We start from the raw sequence: 25013 nt of genomic DNA on the forward strand, positions 1-25013 counted from the left end.
ATTTCATGGGTTATCAATTGTTTGAATTTGAAAATTTGAAAGATTGCCACAAGGCTTTAATAGAGCGTTTTAAAGAGTTTTTTAACGCCGCTTTAAAAAAGCATCATCAAGTTTCTATCGCTTTTTCTGGGGGCCGTTCGCCCATTAGCTTGTTGCAAAAATTAAGCGTTTTAGATCTCAAATGGCATGAGTGTTTAATCAGTTTGGTAGATGAACGCATTATAGACACAAGCCACAAGGATAGCAACACCAAATTATTGCACGACTACTTGTTGCAAAATAACGCCTTAAAAGCTTCTTTCACCCCGCTTTTGCCCAAAAAGATTTCTAGCGATACAAACGCGCTTTTTCATTTTGCTAACCAGCATTTCAAACAGCCCCATTTAGCCATTTTGGGCATGGGGACTGACGGGCATACGGCTAGCCTTTTTCCCGAAACGAGCGCTTTTTTAAACGAAGAAAAAGAAAATATCGTTTTGACTAAGCCCGCTAACGCTCCTTATGAGCGCCTGAGCATGTCTGTTCACGCCTTAGAAAATTGCGAAAAACTTTTCTTAAACATTAGCGGGGTAGAAAAAAGGGAGGTTTTAGAAAAAGCTTTAAAAGAAAACGCCCCCTATTCTCTGCCGATTGCTCGGATTTTACATTCTAAAAAAGTTACCACGGAGGTGTTTTATGCCAAAAACTGAAACTTACCCAAGACTCTTAGCCGATATTGGCGGCACGAACGCGCGCTTTGGTTTGGAAGTCGCCCCACAACAGATTGAATGCATTGAAGTCTTGAGGTGCGAAGATTTTGAGAGCTTGAGCGATGCGGTGCGGTTTTACCTTTCTAAATGCAAAGAAAGCCTTAAACTGCACCCTATTTATGGCTCTTTTGCTGTGGCTACGCCCATTATGGGGGATTTTGTCCAAATGACGAACAACCATTGGACTTTTTCTATTGAAACGACACGGCAATGTTTGACTTTAAAAAAACTGCTTGTCATCAATGATTTTGTCGCGCAAGCCTATGCCATTAGCGCGATGCAAGAAAACGATCTGGCTCAAATAGGTGGGATTAAGTGCGAAATCAACGCTCCTAAAGCGATTTTAGGGCCAGGAACCGGGCTTGGGGTAAGCACTCTTATCCAAAACAGCGATGGCTCTTTGAAAGTCTTGCCCGGTGAAGGAGGGCATGTGAGTTTTGCCCCTTTTGATGATTTGGAAATTTTAGTGTGGCAATACGCCCGCTCTAAATTCAACCATGTGAGCGCGGAAAGGTTTTTGAGCGGTAGCGGCTTGGTGCTGATTTATGAAGCTTTATCCAAACGAAAAGGCTTAGAAAAAGTGGCGAAATTGAGCAAGGCTGAATTGACCCCACAAATCATTAGCGAACGCGCTTTGAATGGGGATTACCCTATATGCCGATTGACCTTGGACACTTTTTGCTCCATGCTTGGCACGCTCGCTGCTGATGTGGCTCTCACTTTGGGGGCTAGAGGGGGGGTGTATTTGTGTGGGGGGATTATCCCACGATTCATTGATTATTTTAAAACTTCGCCCTTTAGAGCGCGTTTTGAAACGAAAGGGCGCATGGGGGCGTTTCTCGCTTCCATCCCAGTGCATGTCGTGATGAAAAAAACTCCCGGACTTGATGGGGCAGGCATTGCGTTAGAAAATTATTTACTGCATGATAGAATTTAGCAAATAGTAACGCTTTAAGATAAAAGCGATTAGCGCAAGGGGTGCGTTTAAGCGCGCCAAGCAACGATACCATATAACCAACAGCTACAAAATTAGTTAAACCTATAGAAACATAAGCAAACCACAAAAACGATACAATAGCGGTATTTTAATGAAACAAGGAGTTTTAATGAGAGTTCCATCTAAAGGTTTTGCTATTTTTTCTAAAGACGGGCATTTCAAACCCCATGACTTTAGCCGTCATGCTGTAGGCCCTAAAGATGTGCTGATTGACATCCTTTATGCAGGGATTTGCCATAGCGATATTCATAGCGCTTATAGCGAATGGAAAGAAGGCATTTATCCCATGGTTCCTGGGCATGAAATTGCTGGGGTGATCAAGGAAGTGGGTAAGGAAGTTAAGAAATTTAAGGTTGGCGATGTGGTGGGCGTGGGCTGTTTTGTCAATTCATGCAAAACATGTAAGCCCTGTAAAGAACACCAAGAGCAATTTTGTGCCAACCATAAAACGGTATTCACTTACGATTGTTTGGATTATTTCCATGACAACGAACCCCACATGGGCGGTTACTCTAATAATATTGTCGTGGATGAAAACTATGTGATTAGCGTGGATAAAAACGCTCCTTTAGAAAAAGTAGCCCCCTTGCTTTGTGCGGGCATCACCACTTATTCGCCCTTAAAATTTTCTAAGGTTACTAAAGGCACAAAAGTTGGCGTCGCTGGGTTTGGCGGGCTAGGAGGCATGGCGGTTAAATACGCTGTGGCTATGGGGGCTGAAGTGAGCGTTTTTGCAAGAAACGAACACAAAAAGCAAGACGCTTTGAGCATGGGGGTTAAACATTTCTACACTGACCCCAAACAATGCAAAGAGGAATTGGACTTTATCATTTCAACCATTCCTACCCATTATGATTTAAAAGACTACCTCAAGCTCTTAGCTTATAATGGCGATCTAGCCCTTGTGGGACTCCCCCCTGTAGAAGTCGCTCCAGTGCTTAGCGTTTTTGATTTTACCCATTTAGGCAATCGCAAGGTTTATGGCTCATTGATTGGGGGCATTAAAGAAACCCAAGAGATGATGGACTTTTCTATCAAACACAATATTTACCCTGAAGTGGATTTGATTTTAGGCAAGGATATTGACACGGCTTATCACAACCTAACCCATGGGAAAGCGAAATTCCGCTATGTGATTGACATGAAAAAATCGTTTGATTAAAGGCTTTTTACTCTAGCTCTTTTTCAAGAGCTTGAGTTGGATTAGGATTTTTTTCACCAGTGCATGGAGTTTTAAGAATCGCAGAGTCTTACCCACAAGGCTCTTGAGTGGTATGAGGATGCAGTGTTTGATAAACACCCTAAAGAGTTTCTTTTGCGCGTTTTTAGGGAGCCTATAAACATGCGAGAAGTAGTGGTTCAAGAACGCTTCAAGGGAGTTTTCTTTGATCTCTGCATGGGCATGCGAGAAGTAGTGGTTCAAGAACATTCCGAGATTTTCTTGCTTGATTGTGGCATGGATGCACGAAAAATAATGGTCTAAAAAGGTCTTGAGCGCGTCGTGGGCAATCTGTTCTTCTGCTTTCCATAAAGGAAAGTAGTAGTGATAGGCAACGATGCTGTGGTAGCGATGCCATTTTTCACTGCCTATTTCCACCCTAGCAATCGAATCAATCCAGTCGCTCATAAATGGGGTTTTAGCCAAAGCGTTCAGCCATAAATCCGCTTTTAAACCAAAAGGATAATCCCAAGGCTTCACCGCCCCCCACCAAACATCATAATGGATGATTATAGGGTTTTTGAGCGCGTTTGAGATGGTTTTCTTATAAATCTCATGCAAAAAATAATTCTCAGGCAAGGATGCAGAAAAATCTTTGACAGTGTAATAATAAGGGAAAACGCAATATTCAATCCCTAAAGCTTTCATGTTAGGCCAACACCATTGGGTGAAATCCAATTCTTCTGTAGCCTTGTTTTCTTCCAAAAGTGCATGGGTTTTTGAGACAAAATGGTTCTTGCGCTGGTAATCTAAATTACAAAACAAAAACCCTTCCAACACATGGTGCTCTCCACCTCCTAAAACCCCATAAAAATAATTCTCATCATCTTCTTTAATGTTTAAGAAATCAGCGCTAAATTCATTGCAAAAGATGACATCCACATCGCTCCACACCATTTTGGAATATTTGGGGAACAAATCCGCCAAAAAATACTTCACTAACACCATTTTAGAAAAACGCTTGGTGAAATCCTCATCAAAAGGGTTAGGGATAGTGTCTAAAAAAGGTTCAATATCTTTTACTTCTAAAACAGCAAATTCTTTAAAAGGCTCTGCGATTTGATTAAGCTTTGCTTTATCTTCTTCATTCAAGCCTACCACTAAAGCGTGTAGGGTGTAACGGATTTTTTTATTGGCTTTAGCAATGCTTTCTAGCAAGGAATAAAGACACGCGCCCGCAGGAATGAGGTAATTCTTATCAAAAGCAAAAGCGATAGGGATATGAAAATCTTGTTCTTTAAAAGAATGATTTGAAGCTGAATCCATGAAAAATTAAACACCCTTTTTTAATGGCTATTTTATCCAAAAAAAAAAAAACCGAACTTGAAGAGTTCTGTTTTTGGTTTTTATGTTGTTTTTAATGAAAATTAATTTAAAATCGTATCTTGTCTTTAAGTGCCGCCATTTTAAATGTTGCAATTTTAAAAGATGATGAAAGGGGCTGAATTTTAGTTTGATTTTCTTAAAAAAATCTCTTTATGCGTTGTTAATTTCAAGTTTTTTAATACCACCCTTAATGAAAGCGGCTAGTTTTGTCTATGACTTGAAGTTTATGAGCTTTAACTTCAATTTAGTGGCCCCAAATAACAACCCCTATTGGAATAGCCTAACCAAAATGCAAGGTCGTCTCATGCCTCAAATTGGCGTTCAATTGGACAAAAGACAGGCCTTGATGTTTGGAGCGTGGTTCATTCAAAATTTACACACGCATTATAGCTATTTCCCTTATTCATGGGGGGTTACCATGTATTACCAATACATAGGGAAAAATTTGAGATTTTTTTTAGGCATTGTGCCACGAAGCTATCAAATAGGGCATTACCCTTTAAGCGCTTTTAAAAAACTTTTTTGGTTTATAGACCCTACTTTTAGGGGAGGAGCGTTCCAATTCAAACCGGCTTATGATCCTAACCGCTGGTGGAATGGGTGGTTTGAGGGCGTTGTGGATTGGTATGGGGGGCGCAATTGGAACAACCAACCCAAAAAGAAAAATTACGATTTTAACCAATTCTTGTATTTTGTTTCTTCAGAATTTCAGTTTCTTAAAGGGTATTTAGGTTTGGGGGGACAGCTTGTGATTTTTCATAACGCCAGCTCTCATAGCATGGGGGATAACTACCCTTACGGCGGTAATTCTTACTTAAAACCAGGCGATGTAACCCCACAATGGCCTAATGGCTACCCCTATTTCAGTCAAAAAAATAACCCACAAGGCGGAGAAATAGGGAAATACTCTAACCCTACCATTTTAGACAGGGTCTATTACCACGCTTATTTAAAAGCAGATTTTAAGAATCTCATGCCCTATATGGACAATATTTTTATGACCTTTGGCACGCAGTCGTCTCAAACCCATTATTGCGTGCGTTATGCTAGCGAGTGTAAAAACGCCCGATTTTATAACAGCTTTGGGGGGGAATTTTACGCTCAAGCGCAATACAAAGGCTTTGGGATTTTTAACAGATACTATTTTTCCAACAAACCCCAAATGCATTTTTACGCCACTTATGGCCAATCCCTTTATACCGGCTTGCCATGGTATAGAGCCCCTAATTTTGACATGATAGGGCTTTATTATGTTTATAAAAATAAATGGATAAGCGTGCGAGCGGATGCGTTTTTTAACTTTTTAGGTGGGGGCGATGGGTATCATTTGTATGGGAAAGGGGGCAAGTGGATCACTACCTATCAGCAATTCTTAACCCTAACCATAGACACACGAGAGTTAATTGATTTTGTCAAATCTAAAACCTCTAAATAACCATATCTAAAAATTATAGATATAATTGAAATAAGCTACCGGTAAGCGGTGCCATAAAGTGGTCGCGCTCAAGCCATCAATAATCTCCGTTCTTTTGTTAGGAATGACAGGGAATTTCAACCCGAAAGTGATTTCATTGTGGAAAAAGCCAAAACGAAAACCCACTTTCACAAGCAATTGGAAAAGCGAATTTTCTTTGCCTAAATTTTGAGCGATAATCCCATGCATAGCCCCTCCTGGCATGTAAGTCGCCCCAGCGATGCCTAAGCCAAACTCCAACCCTAAAAACATCTTTGGCGAATTGAAAGCGTCCCATAAACCGCTAAATTCCAAACCATAGGTAGAAATATAGGATTTGTGAGAAGAAAAGGTCTGATCATAAAACAACCCGTAACGAAAACCCACATGCTCTACAGCTTGCGTTTTAGCCACAAATTTCCCCCCTAACACCACACCAAAGCCATTGCCGGTCATGAAATACGATTTATCTACAGACTCGGTGCTAAAAGATGTGTTGATCGCGCTAAGCTGATACCCAACCCCTAAATAAAAGGTATTCCTGTCCGCAAATTTAGGTTTTTTTGATTTTTCATCAAGCTCTGCCTCTGCGGCTTGAAGCGATGATAATAACGCCATGCCCATCAATATTTTAACCATTGTTTTATCCATAACCCAATTCCTTTTGTTATCCTGCCCCACACTTGCCCTATTATAGACTAAGATCAAATCACGCCCTAATAATAACAAAGTTTAAAATAAATATTAGTGGTTTTGATTAAGAACGCCTATCTTTTTAGAATAAATAGCCATAAAATAGCCATAATTCTTGTAAGTATGCCCCCATTTTCCTATAAAAATTCCTAAAAAGATATTGTTATAAGACACATTAATAGTTTTTCTTGTATAATATTTGGGCTAAATTCAATTTATTTTATACGATATTAAGGAGACATATTACCATGTTTCAAATTAGATGGCATGCACGAGCTGGTCAAGGTGCTATCACCGGCGCTAAAGGGTTGGCTGATGTGATTTCAAAAACAGGCAAAGAAGTGCAAGCGTTCGCTTCTTATGGTTCAGCTAAAAGGGGGGCTGCTATGATGGCTTATAACCGCGTTGATGATGAGCCTATTTTAAACCATGAACGCTTCATGCAACCGGACTATGTACTGGTGATTGACCCTGGTTTGGTTTTCATTGAAAATATTTTCGCTAATGAAAAAGAAGACACGACTTATATCATCACTAGCTATCTCAGTAAAGAAGAATTGTTTGAAAAGAAACCTGAATTAAAAACCCGTAAGGTGTTTTTAGTGGATTGTTTAAAAATCTCTATGGAAACCTTAAAACGCCCCATCCCCAACACGCCCATGCTAGGAGCGTTAATGAAAGTGTCTGGCATGCTTGAAATTGAGGCTTTTAAAGAAGCTTTTAAGAAAGTTTTAGGCAAAAAACTCACGCAAGAAGTCATTGACGCTAACATGCTCGCTATCCAAAGAGCTTATGAAGAAGTTCAATAACATTAAGGATTAAAGATGAAAGATTGGAATGAATTTGAAATGGGAGCGGTGCTCTTCCCTTTTGAAAAAAACGCGCAAAGCGAAATGGAAAAACACAATGATGAGCGCCATTACACCGAACAAAGCTACTTCACCACTTCAGTGGCTCATTGGCGCGTGGCTAAGCCTGTGCATAACAATAATATTTGCATCAATTGCTTTAATTGTTGGGTTTATTGCCCAGACGCTGCCATTCTTTCAAGAGAGGGTAAGTTAAAAGGCGTGGATTATTCTCATTGTAAAGGCTGTGGCGTGTGCGTGGATGTCTGCCCCACTAACCCTAAATCGCTATGGATGTTTGAAGAGCAAATTGAGCCTGCTACCGCTCTCACTCAATGGCCGCAAAAACAAGAAAAGAAAAAATCATAAGGAAAAAATATGGCAAAAAGTATTGAATTGCAAGAGATAGAAGTGTGGGATGGCAACACCGCTAGCTCTAACGCTTTAAGACAGGCTCAAATTGATGTCATTGCAGCCTATCCTATCACCCCATCAACGCCCATTGTGCAAAATTATGGCTCATTTAAGGACAATGGCTATGTTGATGGCGAATTCGTTTTAGTGGAATCTGAGCATGCCGCCATGAGTGCATGCGTGGGAGCTGCTGCAGCTGGAGGGAGAGTCAGCACTGCGACCAGCTCTCAAGGTTTGGCGCTAATGGTAGAGGTTTTATACCAGGCTTCTGGCATGCGTTTGCCTATCGTTTTGAATTTAGTCAATCGCGCTCTAGCAGCCCCTTTGAATATCCATGGCGATCATTCTGATATGTATTTAAGCAGGGATTCTGGTTGGATCAGTTTATGCACATGCAACCCTCAAGAAGCTTACGATTTCACTTTAATGGCGTTTAAAATCGCAGAGCACCAAAAGGTGCGCGTGCCTACTATTGTCAATCAAGACGGGTTTTTATGCTCGCACACCGTGCAAAATGTCCGCCCTTTGAGCGATGCAGTGGCTTATCAATTCGTAGGCGAATACCAAACCAAGCATTCCCTTTTGGATTTTGACAAACCGGTAAGCTATGGTGCGCAAGCTGAAGAAGAATGGCATTATGAGCATAAAGCCCAACTCCACCATGCGATCATGAGCGCATCTTCTGTGATTGAAGAAGTGTTTAATGATTTCGCTAAACTCACAGGCAGGCAATACCATTTGACTAAAACTTTCCAGCTAGAAGACGCTGAAATCGCTATTTTTGCGTTAGGCACTACTTATGAATCCGCGATCGTAGCGGCTAAAGAAATGCGTAAAAAAGGCATTAAGGCCGGCGTAGCCACTATCCATTCCTTACGCCCCTTCCCTTATGAAAGATTAGGGCAGGATTTGAAAAATCTTAAAGCTTTAGCGATTTTAGATAAAAGCTCTCCAGCAGGTGCTATGGGAGCGATGTTTAATGAAGTAACGAGCGCGGTGTATCAAACGCAAGGGACTAAACACCCCGTGGTGTCTAACTACATTTATGGTTTAGGCGAAAGGGATATGACGATCGTGCATTTATGCGAAATTTTTGAAGAAATCAATGAAGACGCTCTTAAAGGCACGCTCACGCACCCTACCCAACAATTCGTAGGTTTGCACGGCCCTAAAATGAGCTTTTTTTAAAAAGGAAATATCATGGTAAAAGAAGTCAAAACACTCAAAGGTTTTAGCCAAAGCGCTGAAAAATTTCAAGGCTCGCACTTGCTTTGCCCGGGTTGTGGGCATGGCATTATTGTGCGCGAAGTTTTAAACGCTGTAGATGGGCCTATCGTTTTAGGCAATTCTACCGGTTGTTTAGAGGTATGCTCGGCTGTGTATCCGCACACTTCATGGGATGTGCCTTGGATCCATATTGGTTTTGAAAATGGCTCTACAGCGATTTCAGGGGTGGAGGCGATGTATAAAGCGCTAGTGAATAAGGGCCGCTATCAAGGTCAAAAGCCAAAATTTGTGGCGTTTGGAGGCGATGGGGCCAGTTATGATATTGGTTTTCAATTCATCAGCGGTTGCATGGAAAGAGGGCATGACATGACTTACATTTGCTTGGATAATGAAAACTACGCCAATACCGGCGGTCAAAGAAGCGGCTCTACGCCATTAGGGGCTAGCACTTCTACCACGCCAGCGGGATCGGTGAGCTTTGGTAAAAAAGAAAAGAAAAAAGACATCGTCAATATCATGGCAAGCCATGGAGTCCCTTATGTGGCGCAACTCTCGCCTAACAAATGGAAAGACATGAACAAAAAGATTAAAACCGCTCTAGACACTGAAGGGCCTTGCTTTATTAACGCTCTTAGCCCATGCACGACTGAATGGAAATTTGAATCCAATAAAACCATTGAATTAGCGGATATGGCTGTGGATAGCTTGATGTTCCCCCTATTTGAAATCTTTAATGGCAGGGAATTGAAAATCACTTACCGCCCCAGAAATATCATTCCTGTAAGGGATTATTTAGCGGCTCAAAAGCGCTTCAAACACCTTTTCAAAAAAGAAAACGAACACATCATTGAAGAATTGCAAAAAGATGTGAATGAGCGTTGGGAATACTTGCAACGCAGAGAAGAAGCTAAAGTATAACCCTTAATTTGAAATCAAGGGGCTTTCTTGTGCCTTGTGCGATTTTCCCCCTTGATTCTTTAAACCCCTTTAAAGTAACATAAATCCCATTTTGATTTTAAGGATTGTCGGTGTTAGAACGCTATGCGAATGAAGAAATGAAAGCCCTATGGAATGAGCAAACCAAGTTTGAAACCTATTTAGAAGTGGAAAAAGCTGTCGTTAGGGCGTGGAATAAGCTTGGGCAAATCCAAGATAGCGATTGTGAAAAAATCTGCTCAAAGGCGGCATTCAATCTTGAGTGCATCAAAGAAATTGAAAAAACCACCAAGCATGATTTAATCGCTTTCACCACTTGCGTGGCTGAAAGCCTGGGCGAAGAATCCCGCTTCTTTCATTATGGGATCACTTCTAGCGATTGCATTGATACGGCTATGGCGTTATTGATGACAAAAAGCTTAAAACTCATTCAAAAAGGCGTTAAAAACCTCTATGAAACCCTTAAAAACAGGGCTTTAGAGCATAAAGAAACGCTAATGGTGGGCAGAAGCCATGGGGTGTTTGGCGAACCCATTACTTTTGGTTTAGTGTTAGCCCTTTTTGCTGATGAAATCAAACGGCATTTAAAAGCCTTGGATTTAACGATGGAATTTATCAGCGTGGGAGCGATCAGTGGGGCTATGGGGAATTTCGCGCACGCCCCTTTAGAATTAGAAGAATTAGCGTGCGAATTTTTAGGCTTAAAAACCGCCAATATCAATAATCAAGTCATTCAAAGAGACCGCTACGCTAGGCTTGCATGTGATCTGGCTCTTTTAGCGAGCAGTTGTGAAAAAATCGCTGTCAATATCCGCCATTTGCAACGCAGTGAAGTCTATGAAGTGGAAGAAGCTTTTTCAACAGGGCAAAAAGGAAGCTCTGCGATGCCTCACAAAAGAAACCCCATATTGAGCGAGAATATCACCGGGCTTTGCAGGGTGATTCGCTCTTTTACGACCCCCATGCTAGAAAATGTCGCCTTATGGCATGAAAGGGACATGAGCCATAGCTCTGTGGAGCGTTTTGCCTTGCCCGATCTGTTTATCACGAGCGATTTTATGCTCAGCCGCCTAAATAGCGTGATTGAAAATTTGGTGGTTTATCCTAAAAACATGCTTAAAAATTTAGCTTTGAGTGGGGGGCTAGTCTTTTCGCAACGGGTGTTATTGGAATTGCCTAAAAAAGGTTTGAGCAGAGAAGAAAGCTATTCTATCGTGCAAGAAAATGCGATGAAAATATGGGAGGTTTTGCAACAAGGCGCTTTTAAAAACGCTGATGAAAATTTGTTTTTAAACGCCCTACTCAACGATGAACGCTTGAAAAAATATTTGAGCGAGGACGAAATCAAAGCATGTTTTGATTACAGCTATTACACTAAAAATGTGGGAGCGATTTTTAAAAGGGTGTTTGAATAAGGCGCGTTTTTACAAAAACAAAATTATAAAATAAGCGGTAAAAATTGAGGTTTTAAGGGGTTTTTTGAAACGGGCGTTATACTTAATTTTAGGGCTTTCTTATGCCTTGCATGCGGATAGTTTTAAAGATGTTTTGACTAAAGGGGATTACACTTTTTTTAATCAAAAGGTGGTTTCGCCCATCAAACGCTATGCGGATAGATCGGCGTTTTATTTGGGGTTTGGGTATCAGTTAGGGAGCATTCAGCACAACTACAGCAACTTGAATTTATCCCAGCAATTCAATAAAAGCCAAATCATTTTCAGCGATAGTTTAAGCCCTGTTTTTAAAAATTCGTATGTGTCTAACGGCCTTGGCGTGCAAGCGGGCTATAAATGGGTGGGTAAGCATGAAGAAACGAAGTGGTTTGGATTTAGGTGGGGACTATTTTATGATTTGAGCGCTTCTCTTTATGGCCCAAAAGAATCGCAATCTATCATCATTTCCACTTACGGCACTTATATGGATTTATTGTTTAACGCTTATAATGGGGATAAGTTTTTTGCCGGGTTCAATCTGGGGATTGCTTTTGCTGGAGTGCATGACAAATTGAGCGATGCGTTATTGTATCAAGCCCTTCTTTTAGACACTTTTGGCGGGAAAGTGGATCCAAATGGTTTCCAATTTTTGGTAAATTTAGGGGTTCGTTTAGGGAATAAGCGCAACCAATTTGGCTTTGGGATTAAAGTCCCTACTTATTATTTTAACCATTATTATTCCATGAATAACATTAGCAATAATAGTGGAGATGTCCTAAAGGTTTTACGATTTTTAGAATACGGGATCAACAGCTTGTTATACCAAGTTGATTTCAGGCGCAATTACTCGGTTTATTTCAACTACACTTATAGTTTTTAAAGCGTTCTTAATTGAGCGATTTCGTCTCTCAAACGCATCGCTTCTTCAAAATCCAAATTTTTCGCGCATTCTCGCATTTTTTTATCCAATTCTTTAATGATTTTTTCCCTTTCACTTTTAGGCATTTTGTCCTTTTTTAAGGCTTTAGCGATTCTAATCTCATCGTCTCTTAATTTCAATTCCTCTTCTAAAGCGCGAGTAACGGTTTTAGGGGTGATGTTATGGATTTTATTGAACTCTTCTTGCTTAGCACGCCTGTAACTCGTGATCTCAAAGGCTTTTTGCATGCTTTGAGTGATCTTTTTAGCGTATAATAAAACCTTGCCATTAGCGTTTCTAGCGGCTCGCCCCATGGTTTGAATGAGGCTTGTTTCGCTCCTTAAAAACCCTTCTTTATCCGCATCCATGATCGCTACTAAAGAGACTTCAGGCAAATCCAGCCCTTCTCTCAAAAGATTGATCCCTATTAAAATGTCAAATTCTTTAAGCCTTAAAGAGCGGATGATGTGATTCCTTTCAATCGCATCAATTTCGCTATGCATGTAACGCACCTTCAAGCCCCATTCAGCATAATATTTACACAATTCTTCTGCCATTTTTTTAGTGAGCGTGGTGATTAGCACCCTTTCATCTCTGGCCACCACCAACTTGATTTCATCAAATAAATCCTGGACTTGCTTATCGCTGTCTCGCACTTCAAATTTGGGGTCTAAAAGCCCTGTAGGGCGAATGATTTGCTCAGCGACATTCTTTTGAGAAAGTTCTAATTCTAGCTTATTGGGCGTAGCAGACACAAAAAGGAATTGGCAATTTTTATGGATAAATTCATCAAACTTTAAAGGGCGGTTGTCTAAAGCGCTGGGCAATCTAAAACCATATTCCACTAAAACGCTTTTCCTGCTCATATCCCCTGCATACATCCCCCCAAATTGCGGCAAACTCACATGGCTTTCATCTACAATGACTAAAAACTCCCGCTCAAATATCCCTAAATAATCAAACAAGCAAAAAGGCGTTTCATTAGGGGCTTTACCGGTGAAATGGCGCGCGTAATTTTCAATGCCCTTACACACACCGGTCGCGCTAATCATTTCTAAATCATGCTCGGTGCGTTGTTTGAGGCGGTTGTATTCAAGCATTTTATCCTGCTCTTTAAAAAATTTCAACCTTAAAGCGAGTTCATCTTCAATGCTTTTAATGGCTAAATTCAACCTCTCGCTCCCTACGGCAAACTGACTGGCTGCATAAAGCATGACAGAATCCAAGCGCTTGATCTCATTTCTTTCTAAAGCGTCAAAGACAGCAATCCTTTCTATCTCATCGCCAAAAAATTCAATCCTGATAAATTCAGCGTCATTATAAGCGGGGAAAATATCCACGCATTCTCCGGTCGCTCTAAAACTCCCCCTATCAAACACCACTTCATTACGGCTATAACCCATTTCCACTAGCTTTAATAAAAAGCTCTTATAAGCGTGCTTCTCGCCCACTTTGATTTTTTCCATGACTTTTAGATATTCTTCAGGGTTACCCAAACCATAATTAGCCGAAACGCTCGCTATCACGATCACATCATCATAACCTAAAAGCGAGGTGGTTGCGCTCAATCTCAAACGCTCTAAATCATCGTTAATAGAGCTGTCTTTTTCAATGAACAAATCCCTTCTAGGGATATAGCTCTCAGGCTGGTAGTAATCAAAGTGGGAGATAAAATACTCCACCCTATTATGCGGGAAAAACGCCTTAAACTCGCTATAAAGCTGCGCGCATAAGGTCTTATTATGGCTCATGATCAAAGCGGGTTTATTGGTTTGAGCGATGACATTAGCCATCGTGTAAGTCTTACCGCTTCCTGTAACCCCCACTAGAGTTTGATAATGGTTGTTATTTTTCAAGCTTTTTGTTAAGGCTTCTATGGCTTGGGGCTGATCGCCTGCTGGTGGATAAGGGCTTTTTAAATCAAATAAAGGCATCTTTAAACTCGCATTTTTTAGGGGTATTATAGTGGTTTTTAACACGCCTTATTCAAACTCAAAAAAATCAATGTTTTGATAATGATCGGTTTTTTTCGCTTCGTTAATGTTAGCTATCGCTTGGGTTTGTTTTTCGCTTATTTCATTGTTAGCGTTGTTTTTAGCTTGCGTTATCGCTTCAAGGCTTGCGGTCTTATTCGTGTTAATTTGATTATTAGCGTTCTCTCGCGCTTGGTTTAAAAAGATTTGATAGCTCGTTAAAAGCTTTGTCGTGGTTTCTATCAATTGATTTTCTAGCTTTTTAATCTCGCTTTTGATGTTTTCGGTGTTAGCGTTTAAGGTGTTTGTGACTTCTTGCTCGTTAGCATGCATGCTCGTATTGAAATCATTGAAAAAGCGCTCGTATTCTTTCATTTTATTTTTTAAGCTCTCGCCGGCGTTAGATAGCCATTCAATAGAATTTCTTAAACTGCTATCAATTTCATTCGCATTCTTGAAAAAATCCAAACTCAAAAGCACTTCTAAAATCCTAACAATCCCTTTAAGGCTTAGCTGTATTTGATCCGTAAAAAGCGCGTTACTATGTAAAGCGTTCTGTAATTGCTTTAATAATTCGTTAGTGATTTCTTTCACTTCTGGCTGTTCGCTTATCTCTAAAGCGCTGTTAGGTAGATTTGGGTAATTCATTTTTTAATCCTTATTTAATTTTTTTGTGGTAGGATTAGGTTCTGTGAGTTTAGGGGTTCCCAAACCTACCCCTTGTAATTGAGTCATAAGGAGGACCGGTGACTCACTCTCGCTATTCTTCATAACTGCTTACTACCCAGTGATTTTCTAAATCTTTGTTATTCCATGTGTTATTTAAACCTACTCTCTTATTATCATAATCTACAAACACACGCCCTAAATGATCCGTTCCTTTAGTGCCTTTCTCTAACACTTCAGGGATAGATTTAACGATATTTAGGGCGTATTCTTTGGCTTGTTGTTCGTTTAATCCTTGGTTTTTGGCTTGCTTCTCTCGGCGCTTCAAAATGTGTTCTAACCCGTAATCTTTATTACCCCAAACTAAATCAATATCCCCTAAACCTTCCTTATGAAATGCTCCCGCTACAAAACCTTTTTTAGTTTCTAATAGCTTGTTAATCGCTCCTAAGCCATCATTTTTAAACTCGCTGTAATTAGGTCCCCATTCGCTAGGCGCTTCAAGCTTTGGTTTTTTACTCCCTTTCTCGCTCTCTTTTTGCATGTCCTTAACGGCTTCTATCAAGCGCTTTAAGGTAGGGTTATTTTCATTCGGCTCTCTATTCACCATTAAAAGGTAATGCGTGAAATCGTAAATATCAATGTCCTTAAACTCTTTACTATCAGGGTTAAACATATCCTTAGTAACATCTGCGATCTTAAATTCTTTCAAACCTTTTTTAATGTTATCGCTCTTTAACGCTTCAAATAACGCCTTAGAAGGATCATCAAACCTCGCAAACCTGGCGATCGCACCTCCTAAAATCTCGCTGATATCGCTCACGCTTTGATCGCTCTTTTCAAACATCTCTAAAGAACTCGTTTTATAAAATTTTTCGCTCAAATCTTTTAAGCTCTCGCTCGTGGTTTGATAATTCTTTAAGTTAGCAAAACTGCGATCCATAATATCGCTTAAATAAGCGTTTAAACTCACCTTAGGAAAATTCATATCATGGATTAGATTGTGAAAGCTTCCGGCGTTATCTACAAACATTTTTTTTACTTTTTCATAGCTTTTAATGTCGTTAGAAAATTCTTTCTGCCATCGGTTGAGTAACTCTATCCCTTGCGTTTTCGTTCGTGGCATGTTAAACATTAAAAGCGCTAAATTACTATCGCCCACATTAGGATGAGTAGCCTTATCAAAATTCAAATTTTTAGCTACGATATTTTTAAGTGAGTAGATGCTATCGGCGTCTAATTTTTTCTCTAATTCTTTCAATTTCGCTTCATAGTGGCTTAAAACCGCTATTGCATGATCGCTCTCGCTGTTAAATCTTCCTTGATTGCTTGAAGCCGCTAAATTGTTGATCTCGGTATTGTTTAGGCGGTTGTGTGGCACTCGCACTAACAACTCGTCCGGTTTTAAGTCTATGTGATAGTATTCCTTGATCGCTTTATTATAAATGTATCTGCTTTTAGGCGTGAAATTCAGCATGCCTTGGATGCGGTGGTTCCCTGCGATCACTTGCCCGTCATGTAGAATGATCGGTAAATCTTCAAACCCTCCGCTCCCAAATATCTTTTTAGGATCAAAATTCTGCGCAATGCTTTTAATCTGTTCTTCGTTCATGTCCGTTCTCTTTTGCGTCCCGCCTGTGGTAAAACTTGGCTTTAGATCTTTAGCTTTCACGATCGCATAATCCAAATCGTAAATCTCTCGTTCGTTCAACCGAACTCTACTCTTTGGGATCTGCACTTGGATCTCTGCGGGTATATCCTCTCCTACTTCTATTTTAGTCTGGCTTTCAATGTTGCCTGCATTCCCTCGCTCGTGTTCTAATTTCTTTTTTAACGCTTCCTTGCGTTGTTTTTCTTGCTCTTTAGCTTTTAAAAATTCTTGTTCGCTTTGTAATTGTTCGCTTTCTAATTTCGCTAACTTTTCGGCGTTGGCAAGTTCAAGGGGGGATAAATTTGTAGCTTCTTGGGTGGTTCGTTATTTAATTCTGTATTTTTTAATAAATCCTCTTGACTATTTAGCGGTTTTTGGGTAGTATTCCCTGTAGCACCACTATAGGAACTCAACCTATGGCGCACCTTCGCATCAGCGTCGAGTGAGGTGCTTGAAAATGCTTTATAAACTTCATTATTTTTATAGCTCCCATTGTTCTTATACATTGTTTTTAAAGCTAATTCATTTTTCTTATTGATCGCTTGTTCTACCACTACCGCATAGCCGTTTATTTGTTTAAACGCCGTTATAGCTTCTTTATCGTATTTGTCTAAAGTCCTAATAATTGCATCAGCGTTATTAATGATATATCTATAATTCGCTATGTCTTCGTTCGTAACAGGGATTTCACCATTTTTAACATTAACAGAATTAACGCCATGCCTTTTAAGTATATGAGCGATAGCATCATGATCTAAACTCGCTCTTATGTTTTCAGGGTGCTTAAAGTTAGCGTCTTTTAAAAGCTCTAATTCTTTGTTAGAGGCTTTTTCTATAATCATTTTTTTGTTGTTTTTGTGTAAAAATTCAACGATTTCAGGGTTTAGGTTATTCACTCCAAAAGTGATAGCGTCTCTCCCGCTTGTAGGGATTTCTGCGTTATTTAATAGCTCTTTAATTTGCTCGTTAGTGAGTTTTTGATTAGAAAAATCAAACGCTTTTTCTTTGATTTCTTCGCTCGCTTGTTTGATTCCGTTAGTAAGCTCTTCAATGATTTTAAGCGTGTTGTTGCTAAATTTAGCGTTTTGTGCGCTTAATTCTAAATTCTTACTAAATTCGCTTATAGAGTGGCTTCGTTCTAACGCTCTTTTTAGGTGATACTTCAAGGCTGCGCCTGCGGTGGCTTCGTTTAAAGCTTTGGGTAATTTAATCCCTAAAATGCGATCGGGCGCGTTTCTGTATAAAGTCCCTAAAGTGAATTTAGTCCATTGGTATTTTAACGCTCCGCCTAACGAGGTCGCTAAACCTTGGCTTAAGTTCTTAGTGATAGCGGGTTTTAGGCTTTCTGCGATCTTAGCGTCATTTTTAAAAAGCTTGTGAAAACCGCTCGCTATTGTTTGGAGTTTGTAAATTTAGGGGTTTGTTAAGAGAATATTTAGGCGAGACCAACAAAGCAAAGTTATAGCAAGCAATGCTTTCTGGCTAAAGTTTTTAATATAAAGCCGCTTAGCCATGAAAAATACAACATCTTTAATCTAATTGCTTCAAATCAATTGTTCAAAAAACATGCCACCTAGCATAAAAAAACAAAAATCCTTGAATCAAGCCCAAGCTTAAGAGTTATCGGCTTGAAGTGTTCTTTTTCTTACAATTTTTATCAATGTCAAAATCGCATGCTTTTTGCATGTATTCTTCAGCCTTTTTTTTATCTTTTTCTACGCCTAACCCATACTGATAAGATTCTGCTAACCCTTCATAAGCTCTAGAAGAACTTATATCAGCCGCCATTTTATAATAGACAATCGCCTTATCTTTGTCTGGCTCAATACCCAATTGATCATTCCCACTATAATAAATATCCCCTAAAAGGATATAAGCTTCTACATTACCCTTATGCATCGCTTTTCTAAAGCACTCTGTCGCTTTCACATAGTTGCTTGGAACGCCCCTACCCTCCATATACATGATGCCTAAGTTGATATAAGCGTTAGTATAGCCTTTCTCTGTAGCTATTCTAAAATATTCCACGGCTTTCTTTTCATCTTTAGGCACGCCCCTACCCTCTTTATACATCACGCCTAAATTGTTATACCCTCTAGGTATATCGTTATCAACCGCTTTTTGAAAATATTCAGCCGCTTTCTTGTAATCTTTAGGCACACCCCTACCATTTTCATACATGATCCCTAAAAGAACATAAGCAAGCGGTTCACCATTTTTAATAGCGCTCTTATAAAAAGAAGCCGCTCGCTCATATTCCTTATTATTATAAGCTTCCTCTCCCTTATAAATATAATTCCTTTTTTGTTCAAGGTGTTCTGCACCAAGAGCGCTAAATAAACATAAACTTGCCAAACAAATCTTCAAAGCTAATTTGCTTACGTATCCCATCGTTACTCCTCTGCTTTAATAAGATCAAACATAATGCTAATGGCTACCAATCTTAAAAAAGAAACTGCATGCGTCCTAGAACCAGCAAACATTCTCAAACTCCATTCTGCATACACCATTTTAGATCTAATATCGTCTCTTGTAATGAGAAATTTTACACTATTTTTATAAATCTTAAAACTAATTCAAGACTTTCTCGCTAAAAAAGTCCCCCTCCCAAAAAATAAGGCTAAATTAGGATTAAAATTCTTTCCTTGGATCCGTTGATCCATAGAAAACGCTCCCTTTAGTTTTAGGCAAAACTTGGATCGCATTCACATCACCCATAACCGGCTTAGTAACAATCTGATAGCCCATTTTAGTGAGGTTATCTTTCACATCAGCGGGCATGCCAAACTTTTCAATCCTTAATTCATCAGGCAACCATTGCATGTGAAATCTTGGGGCTGAGACCGCTTCAGAAATATTCATATTATAATCAATGACATTAGAAATCACTTGCAACACCGTAGTGATAATCCTAGACCCTCCAGGGCTTCCCACCACCAAAAAAACCTTATTGTTTTTCAACACGATCGTAGGCGACATGGAGCTTAAAGGGCGCTTATTGGCTTCAATCGCATTCGCATCGCCCCCCACTAAACCATAGAGATTAGGATTCCCAGGCTTTATGGAAAAATCATCCATTTCATTGTTCAATAAAAATCCTGCCCCATCAATACTAGCAGCGCTCCCATAAGAGGCGTTAATGGTGTAAGTAACGCTGACTGCATTCCCCCACCTGTCCGCTACAGAATAATGCGTGGTGTTGCTCCCCTCATGCAACTGCCCCATTCCTGGTTTGATTTGAGAGCTTGGCGTAACCGTATCTGGCTGGATAGTGTCAAAAATTTTTTTGGCATACGCTTTATTAATCAATTTATCCACCGGCACTGAAACAAAATCAGCATCTCCCATATAAACCGATCGGTCCGCATAAGCCTGACGCATCGCTTCTGCAGCGATATGGATATTCTTAGAAGCCCCATACCCAAGAGCACTCAAATCCGCATTCTCCATGACATTGAGAATCTGGATCAAATGCGTGCCTCCTGAACTTGGTGGCGACATAGAAATGATCTTATACCCACGATAACTCCCCACTACCGGTTTGCGCCATTTCACATTGTAACTGGCTAAATCTTCTTTAGTGATAATCCCTCCATTCTTTTTCATGTCTTTCTCAATAAGCTCAGCGACTTGCCCTTGATAAAAACCTTTAGCACCTAGCGTTTTGATTTGATTCAAAGTCTTGGCTAGATCTTTTTGGACAAATAAATCCCCTTCTTGATAATCAAGATGCCCTTTTTTAAAAAAATACTTTTTGCTAGAACTGTATTTTAAAAACCGCTCCCTTGCTTCCTTTAGGGTTTCTGCTTGTCTTTGTGAAATCGCATAACCATTTTCAGCCAATTTAATGGCAGGATCAATGAGTTGCGATAGTTTTTTGGTGCCGTATTTTTTCAACATCGCTTCCATGCCCGCCACCGTTCCAGGAACCCCGGCCGCCAAATAGCCATCTTCACTGAGTTTAGGGACTACATTGCCTTGCTTGTCTAAAAACATGTTCTTAGTGGCTTTTAATGGTGCTTTTTCTCTAAAATCTAAGGCAACATTTTCACCATTAGCCAAATGGATAACCGCAAAACCTCCCCCACCAATATTGCCTGCTGCCGGATGGACGACTGCTAGAGCAAATCCCATCGCTACGGCCGCATCAATCGCATTACCCCCATCTTCTAAAACCTTTTGCCCAATTTCAGTGGCTAGCGGGTGGCTAGAAAGGGCTAATCCCACTTTAGTGTTTTTAATGGGAGGGTAACTCGCCGCACTCAAAGGGTTTAACAAGCCCAAAGAGAGCGCTATCACACCCAAGCCAATCGTTTTTAAAAAACTCCGTCTCATCTGTTTTCCTTTCAATCAGTTACGCTTAAAATTTCGTTGTTATTATAACACAAGATTTACAAAACACCCTCTCGTTTATAGCTTATATAATACTATTAACCATTATCGTTAATGAGTTTTAAAACAAATAAAGCTTAAAAATAAGTTAAATAAGGCTTATTTGATAAAAACGCTACTGATAGAAATCTTATTGTTTAATCCCCAATAAAGTGTCTATCATCCGATCAATAGCGGTAATGACTTTAGCGTTAGCGGCATAACCGCTTTGAAACTTGATCAAATTCACCATTTCTTCATCCACGCTCACTTGCGAAATAGAGAGTTGCTCTTTTTTAATGGTCTCTAACATGCTCTTTTTAGTGTCCAAAATACGCCCTGATTTTTCAGCGTCCGTGTTGATTTTACCGGTTAAAAATTGATAAAACTCGCTGATTTTCATTGGTTTAATGTCAAACTTGTCGTTATAAAAATCCACACTGTCGTATTGCAATTGCTGCATCATGTTCGCCACATCAAAATTCCCGTTAATGGGGGCAAGCCATGGGCGGATAGTGGTAGGCTCTTTTTTGTATTCTTTATTCAAGCTGATGTTAGAAGCGTCATCGCCTTGAAAAAAAGGGTTGAGCTTTAACGCTCCCATAAAATTCGTGCCGTTATCTTTCATAGAAACAAACAACCCTTGCGAAGCGTTTTTAGGCTGGATAACAAACTTTTTAGTCTCATTGTTAAAGCCCGCTGTGAAATAATCATCAAAATCGTTTTCGGTGTTATTATCTTGATTGTCATCGGTGTTAGCGTTAATGGCTTGGATAATATCGTTCATGGTTGTAATGGGCGTGATAGCAATGGTTTTTCTGGCGATTTCTTTACCATCGGTGTTGTAAGCAATAAGATCAAACGAGCCGTTTTTGATATTGTAATTAGTGTCTTTAAAGGCTTCATCGCTATTAAACTCCACAGGCTCGCCTTCAATATGATGGCTCGCGCTTTGAGCGTAAATCGCGTTAGTGGATTCTATCAAGCCCCTAGCAAAAGAATCCAACAAATCAATATAATCTTGCAACTTGCCCTTTAAAGTCCCATTAGAGCCGTCATTATACACATTCAATAACGCCCCCACTTTCCCTTGATTGAGCTTGTCAGTAATATTAGTGAGCTTAAAATCATCGCTTTGAAAATAGATTTGGTTCAAACCCCCTTTATTTTCGGATTCTTTAACCACTAAAGGATGGAAAATAGAACCATCAATGATATTGAACCCATGCCCAATGTTAAGGTTATAGCTCTCATCAAAATCCGCTGAATCTTTATCTGTGAGCGAATGAGTTTTAATGCTGCTTTTAAAAACATTCCCCCCTAAAAGCTCTCGCAAATGAAACTCTAATTCATCTCGCTTATCCCTTAATTCATTGGCATGCTTTAAACTCTTGTTATTCTCCACTTCTTTAATGCGTTTATTGATTTGAGCGATTTGAGAACCCAAGCTATTGACTTCTTTAATCACGCTTTTTAATTCTTCACTCGCCTTGTGCTGTAAGGTCGTTAATCTTTCTCTGGTGTCTTTAATGTTGTGCGTTAAAGCTTCTGTTTTTTGAGCGAGAGCCTGTTTTTGAGCGGAGTCTTTGGCGTTTTTAGACAATTCTTTCCATGAGTTAAAATAATCTTGCAAATCCGTAAAAAGGCTCGCTTCATCAATGTCCGGAAAATACGCGCTCGCTTCTTTTAAGTGTGAAAATTCTGTATCGTAATAAGTGTTTTCGTAATTAGCTTTCGTGTAACGAGCAAAAACAAACTCATCATGCACCCTTTCAATGGCTTCCACATCCACGCCCATATTCACGTTTTTAGTGCCATACATGTAGGCCGCTTGGGGCTTTGCAATCACGCGCTGACGGCTATAAAATTCATCGCTAGCGTTAGAAATGTTATTCCCGGTAACATCCACCATGCTCTGATGGGCTTGTAGGCCCGTGTAAGAAGTGTTGAGTGAAGATAAGATTCCGCCCATTTTACGCCTGCACTCTTAAAAAATGACTCCCCACATGCCTAGAGCCTTTATAGTCGCAAGTGTCATGGGGAATGATTTGTTGGATGAGCGAAGAATAAAACTCAGAAACCGCAAACGCCATGCGCGAATAAATCAAGTTTTTTTCTTTCAAAACAAGCAAGGACTCTCGCATTTGGTTTAAAAAATCGCTCGTTTTTTCGTCTAATAATTCACTCATTTCTTTATTAGGGAATTGATTTTTTAAAGACAACATTTGTGCATCTATATTCGCTTTTTCTTTCTCAAAAGCTTGAATCGCTAGCTGTTTTTGATGGTTTCTTTCAAAAATTTCGGTGTGTTTAGCGAGCTTAATGTCTCTTATATCGCGCTCGGTTAAATCAATCAATTCTTTCAATTGGTTTAGCGCGTTTTCTAAATGAGAATGTAAAACGACCATAACAAATCCTTTAGCTCTTGTTTCAGCCGTATTCAAGCAAATACTATGCCATTTTTAGTTTTATTATAAAATTCAATTTCTTAAGGGGATAGGGGGTATTTTGAAATCATTTTCCCCTTAAAGCTCCCTTATTAAATCGCCTTTAACATTTGCTTAGTGATAGCAGCAATCACATTCACGCTCATCGCATTCCCTGCTTGGGATAATAAATGGCTTTCTTTAAAATTAGGACTATCTTTAATCTTAGCGATCAAATCCCTAGGAAATCCTTGTAAAAGCAGGCTTTCAACAGCGTTTAATCTTTTGATTTTACCTTTTTGGGTATAAAACAAACCATGCCGAGAAGTCCTTAAAGTAGGAAAAACATTAAAATACAACCTTAAATCAGATTGTCTTGTGTCTAAAACGGCGTTTTCTAAAGTTAAAATATTCTCTAAAAAAACCCGGTTATGGTTGTATGGGTTGTGCAAGTATCTTTGAAATGCAGCGTTACTCACATCCAAATAGCATTCATTATCAGCGTCTAAAAAATCGTTAAAACAATAATCATTGGCTAAACCTAAAGGGAAATTAAATGGGTGTTTCAAATCCTTCCTAAACCCTACGATATAAAGGCGTTCTCTCTTTTGGGCTAATTGGAAATCAGCGCTGTTTAAAATTTGATAATGAGTTGTATAGCCCGCTTCTTGCAAAGCTTTGATAATGGTTTTAAAAGTTTCTTGTTGCTTATGATTGATTAAGCCCTTAACGTTTTCAAGCAAGAAACATTTGGGCTGTTTAACTTTTAAGATACGAATAAGCCCATAAATAATAGTCCCTCTTTCATCTTCAAGCCCCTTCCTTTTGCCATTGATAGAAAAAGCCTGACAAGGAAACCCACTAATGAGCGCATCAAAATCGGGTAAGTCATTAGGGTTGATTCGCATCAAATCCCCAAAATTATGGGTATCTTTAAAAAATAATTCATAAGTTCTAAGGGCTTCATGATTGATTTCGGCATGCCCTACGCATTTTAAATGGTATTGCTCCAAGCCCAAACGGCCTCCACCAATACCAGAGCAAAAATCCATAAAAGTTAAAATTCCCAATCAATCATTCCTGACACACGACTAAAAACACGCCCTATTTAAGAGAGCGACAAATCCATTCAAAAACATAAAGAAACTAAAATTTAATGAAAAGCAAAATCACAGCAAGAATAAACCCCCTAGAAATGAAGCCCTTAAACCCCCTAGCTTATCCCCAATAAATCCTGTGCCATTTTGTGAGAAGTCTCATGCAAGTTGATTTTATACTGGTTATTTTCAATCGCTTTCTTGATCTCAGCTACCCTATCAAGAGCAACCTCATTGTTTTCAACTTTTTCATTCTTTTCCACACGCTTGTAATTCCCCAAAGACTGCACCGGAGCAAGAGAAGAAATGGCATTGATCATTGTAAAATCCTTTAATTTGATATTCATTCCATTACAGCAAGTATCGGCAAAAAAGAAAAAAAGTTAATGGATTTTTGAAATCTGTTTTTGCAATTCCTTACCAAATTTCTTGGTGGTGGTGATGGGTTTTTTTCCGGTTTCTGCCACAGAGCCAAACGATTGCGATTGCAAACTTTTAAACATAAAAAACATTAAAAAAATTAAAATATAACAAAATAAAAAAAAGCAAATGGTAGGGAATAGCCAATTTTTGAGGTTAGAACTATTCATGACCTTGCCTTTTAAAGACTCCTAT

Annotated in this window: 24 protein-coding genes; 11 read left to right on the plus strand and 13 right to left on the minus strand. The window is 39.5% G+C overall.

Annotated elements, in window-relative coordinates:
* Positions 1-5: 5 nt before the first annotated feature.
* The 3 genes from pgl (at position 6) to J5F42_RS06450 (ending at position 2908) form a co-directional block, all read left to right on the plus strand.
* Positions 6-689 carry a 6-phosphogluconolactonase gene (gene pgl, locus J5F42_RS06440; RefSeq protein WP_097699059.1) on the plus strand — a complete coding sequence of 228 codons (684 nt, stop codon included), beginning with the start codon at positions 6-8 and terminating at the stop codon, positions 687-689.
* Complete coding sequence (locus J5F42_RS06445) at positions 676-1686, plus strand: glucokinase (RefSeq protein WP_097699058.1); 1011 nt, start codon at positions 676-678, stop codon at positions 1684-1686. The genes pgl and J5F42_RS06445 overlap by 14 nt, the downstream gene beginning before the upstream one ends.
* Before the next feature lie 169 nt (positions 1687-1855).
* Positions 1856-2908: an NAD(P)-dependent alcohol dehydrogenase gene (locus tag J5F42_RS06450; protein WP_097699057.1), complete on the plus strand. Its 1053-nt coding sequence runs from the start codon at positions 1856-1858 to the stop codon at positions 2906-2908.
* A gap of 12 nt (positions 2909-2920) precedes the next feature.
* Here the strand turns inward: J5F42_RS06450 and J5F42_RS06455 are convergent, their stop codons facing one another.
* Positions 2921-4231, minus strand: a complete 1311-nt coding sequence (locus J5F42_RS06455) for a glycosyltransferase (protein ID WP_283491253.1) — start codon at positions 4229-4231, stop codon at positions 2921-2923.
* 187 nt (positions 4232-4418) lie between these two features.
* On the opposite strand from J5F42_RS06455, the gene J5F42_RS06460 reads away from it, so the two are divergent.
* Entirely contained in the window at positions 4419-5726 is a 1308-nt protein-coding gene (locus J5F42_RS06460) for a hypothetical protein (protein WP_097699055.1), read from the plus strand.
* 6 nt (positions 5727-5732) lie between these two features.
* On the opposite strand, the gene J5F42_RS06465 is transcribed toward J5F42_RS06460, so the two are convergent.
* Positions 5733-6395 carry an outer membrane protein gene (locus J5F42_RS06465; RefSeq protein ID WP_097558794.1) on the minus strand — a complete coding sequence of 221 codons (663 nt, stop codon included), beginning with the start codon at positions 6393-6395 and terminating at the stop codon, positions 5733-5735.
* Between the two features lie 290 nt (positions 6396-6685).
* Here J5F42_RS06465 and J5F42_RS06470 point away from each other — a divergent pair, with 290 nt between their 5' ends.
* The 6 genes from J5F42_RS06470 (at position 6686) to J5F42_RS06495 (ending at position 12175) form a co-directional block, all read left to right on the plus strand.
* The gene (locus J5F42_RS06470) at positions 6686-7246 is read left to right on the plus strand and encodes a pyruvate flavodoxin oxidoreductase subunit gamma (RefSeq protein WP_000486469.1); all 561 of its coding nucleotides are present in this window, start codon (positions 6686-6688) and stop codon (positions 7244-7246) included.
* Between the two features lie 15 nt (positions 7247-7261).
* On the plus strand, positions 7262-7654 hold the full coding sequence (locus J5F42_RS06475; protein ID WP_000656174.1) for a 4Fe-4S dicluster-binding protein: 393 nt from the start codon (positions 7262-7264) through the stop codon (positions 7652-7654).
* Between the two features lie 9 nt (positions 7655-7663).
* Complete coding sequence (locus tag J5F42_RS06480; RefSeq protein WP_097687961.1) at positions 7664-8887, plus strand: 2-oxoacid:ferredoxin oxidoreductase subunit alpha; 1224 nt, start codon at positions 7664-7666, stop codon at positions 8885-8887.
* 12 nt (positions 8888-8899) lie between these two features.
* A complete protein-coding gene (locus tag J5F42_RS06485; RefSeq protein WP_000238147.1) occupies positions 8900-9844 on the plus strand; it encodes a thiamine pyrophosphate-dependent enzyme in 945 nt (314 codons plus the stop codon).
* Positions 9845-9954: 110 nt separating this feature from the next.
* Positions 9955-11277: an adenylosuccinate lyase gene (gene purB, locus J5F42_RS06490; protein ID WP_097699054.1), complete on the plus strand. Its 1323-nt coding sequence runs from the start codon at positions 9955-9957 to the stop codon at positions 11275-11277.
* Positions 11278-11341: 64 nt separating this feature from the next.
* Positions 11342-12175 (plus strand): outer membrane protein, encoded by an 834-nt coding sequence (locus tag J5F42_RS06495; RefSeq protein ID WP_097699053.1) that lies wholly within the window; start codon positions 11342-11344, stop codon positions 12173-12175.
* Here J5F42_RS06495 and uvrB read toward each other — a convergent pair.
* From uvrB to J5F42_RS07975, 4 genes are all read right to left on the minus strand, one after another.
* Positions 12172-14148, minus strand: coding sequence for an excinuclease ABC subunit UvrB (gene uvrB / locus J5F42_RS06500; RefSeq protein ID WP_283491254.1), 1977 nt, complete (start codon positions 14146-14148; stop codon positions 12172-12174). The genes J5F42_RS06495 and uvrB overlap by 4 nt on opposite strands.
* A gap of 48 nt (positions 14149-14196) precedes the next feature.
* Positions 14197-14835 (minus strand): ATP synthase subunit B family protein, encoded by a 639-nt coding sequence (locus J5F42_RS06505; RefSeq protein WP_097699051.1) that lies wholly within the window; start codon positions 14833-14835, stop codon positions 14197-14199.
* Positions 14836-14947: 112 nt separating this feature from the next.
* Positions 14948-16564 carry a putative barnase/colicin E5 family endoribonuclease gene (locus J5F42_RS07970; RefSeq protein ID WP_430407956.1) on the minus strand — a complete coding sequence of 539 codons (1617 nt, stop codon included), beginning with the start codon at positions 16562-16564 and terminating at the stop codon, positions 14948-14950.
* 203 nt (positions 16565-16767) lie between these two features.
* Positions 16768-17715, minus strand: coding sequence for a DUF3519 domain-containing protein (locus J5F42_RS07975; RefSeq protein WP_430407959.1), 948 nt, complete (start codon positions 17713-17715; stop codon positions 16768-16770).
* Between J5F42_RS07975 and J5F42_RS06515 the strand changes: the two genes are divergently transcribed.
* Positions 17684-17884, plus strand: coding sequence for a hypothetical protein (locus J5F42_RS06515; protein ID WP_097699050.1), 201 nt, complete (start codon positions 17684-17686; stop codon positions 17882-17884). The genes J5F42_RS07975 and J5F42_RS06515 overlap by 32 nt on opposite strands.
* 240 nt (positions 17885-18124) lie before the next feature.
* Here J5F42_RS06515 and J5F42_RS06520 read toward each other — a convergent pair whose 3' ends face one another.
* From J5F42_RS06520 to J5F42_RS06550, 7 genes are all read right to left on the minus strand, one after another.
* Entirely contained in the window at positions 18125-18895 is a 771-nt protein-coding gene (locus J5F42_RS06520) for an HP1117 family Sel1-like repeat protein (protein ID WP_097699049.1), read from the minus strand.
* Between the two features lie 240 nt (positions 18896-19135).
* On the minus strand, positions 19136-20839 hold the full coding sequence (gene ggt, locus J5F42_RS06525; protein WP_097681668.1) for a gamma-glutamyltransferase: 1704 nt from the start codon (positions 20837-20839) through the stop codon (positions 19136-19138).
* A gap of 187 nt (positions 20840-21026) precedes the next feature.
* Positions 21027-22847 (minus strand): flagellar hook-associated protein FlgK, encoded by a 1821-nt coding sequence (flgK, locus tag J5F42_RS06530; RefSeq protein ID WP_283491255.1) that lies wholly within the window; start codon positions 22845-22847, stop codon positions 21027-21029.
* A 1-nt stretch (position 22848) separates the two neighbouring features.
* Positions 22849-23283 (minus strand): hypothetical protein, encoded by a 435-nt coding sequence (locus J5F42_RS06535; protein WP_000260926.1) that lies wholly within the window; start codon positions 23281-23283, stop codon positions 22849-22851.
* 131 nt (positions 23284-23414) lie between these two features.
* A complete protein-coding gene (locus J5F42_RS06540; RefSeq protein WP_097699046.1) occupies positions 23415-24353 on the minus strand; it encodes a DNA cytosine methyltransferase in 939 nt (312 codons plus the stop codon).
* Between the two features lie 161 nt (positions 24354-24514).
* Complete coding sequence (locus J5F42_RS06545; protein WP_021172305.1) at positions 24515-24718, minus strand: flagellar biosynthesis anti-sigma factor FlgM; 204 nt, start codon at positions 24716-24718, stop codon at positions 24515-24517.
* A 63-nt stretch (positions 24719-24781) separates the two neighbouring features.
* Complete coding sequence (locus J5F42_RS06550; protein ID WP_001088955.1) at positions 24782-24988, minus strand: hypothetical protein; 207 nt, start codon at positions 24986-24988, stop codon at positions 24782-24784.
* Positions 24989-25013: the final 25 nt, after the last annotated feature.

Origin of the sequence: Helicobacter pylori, from assembly GCF_030062585.1 — a bacterium.
Taxonomy (GTDB): Bacteria; Campylobacterota; Campylobacteria; order Campylobacterales; family Helicobacteraceae; genus Helicobacter; species Helicobacter pylori_CN.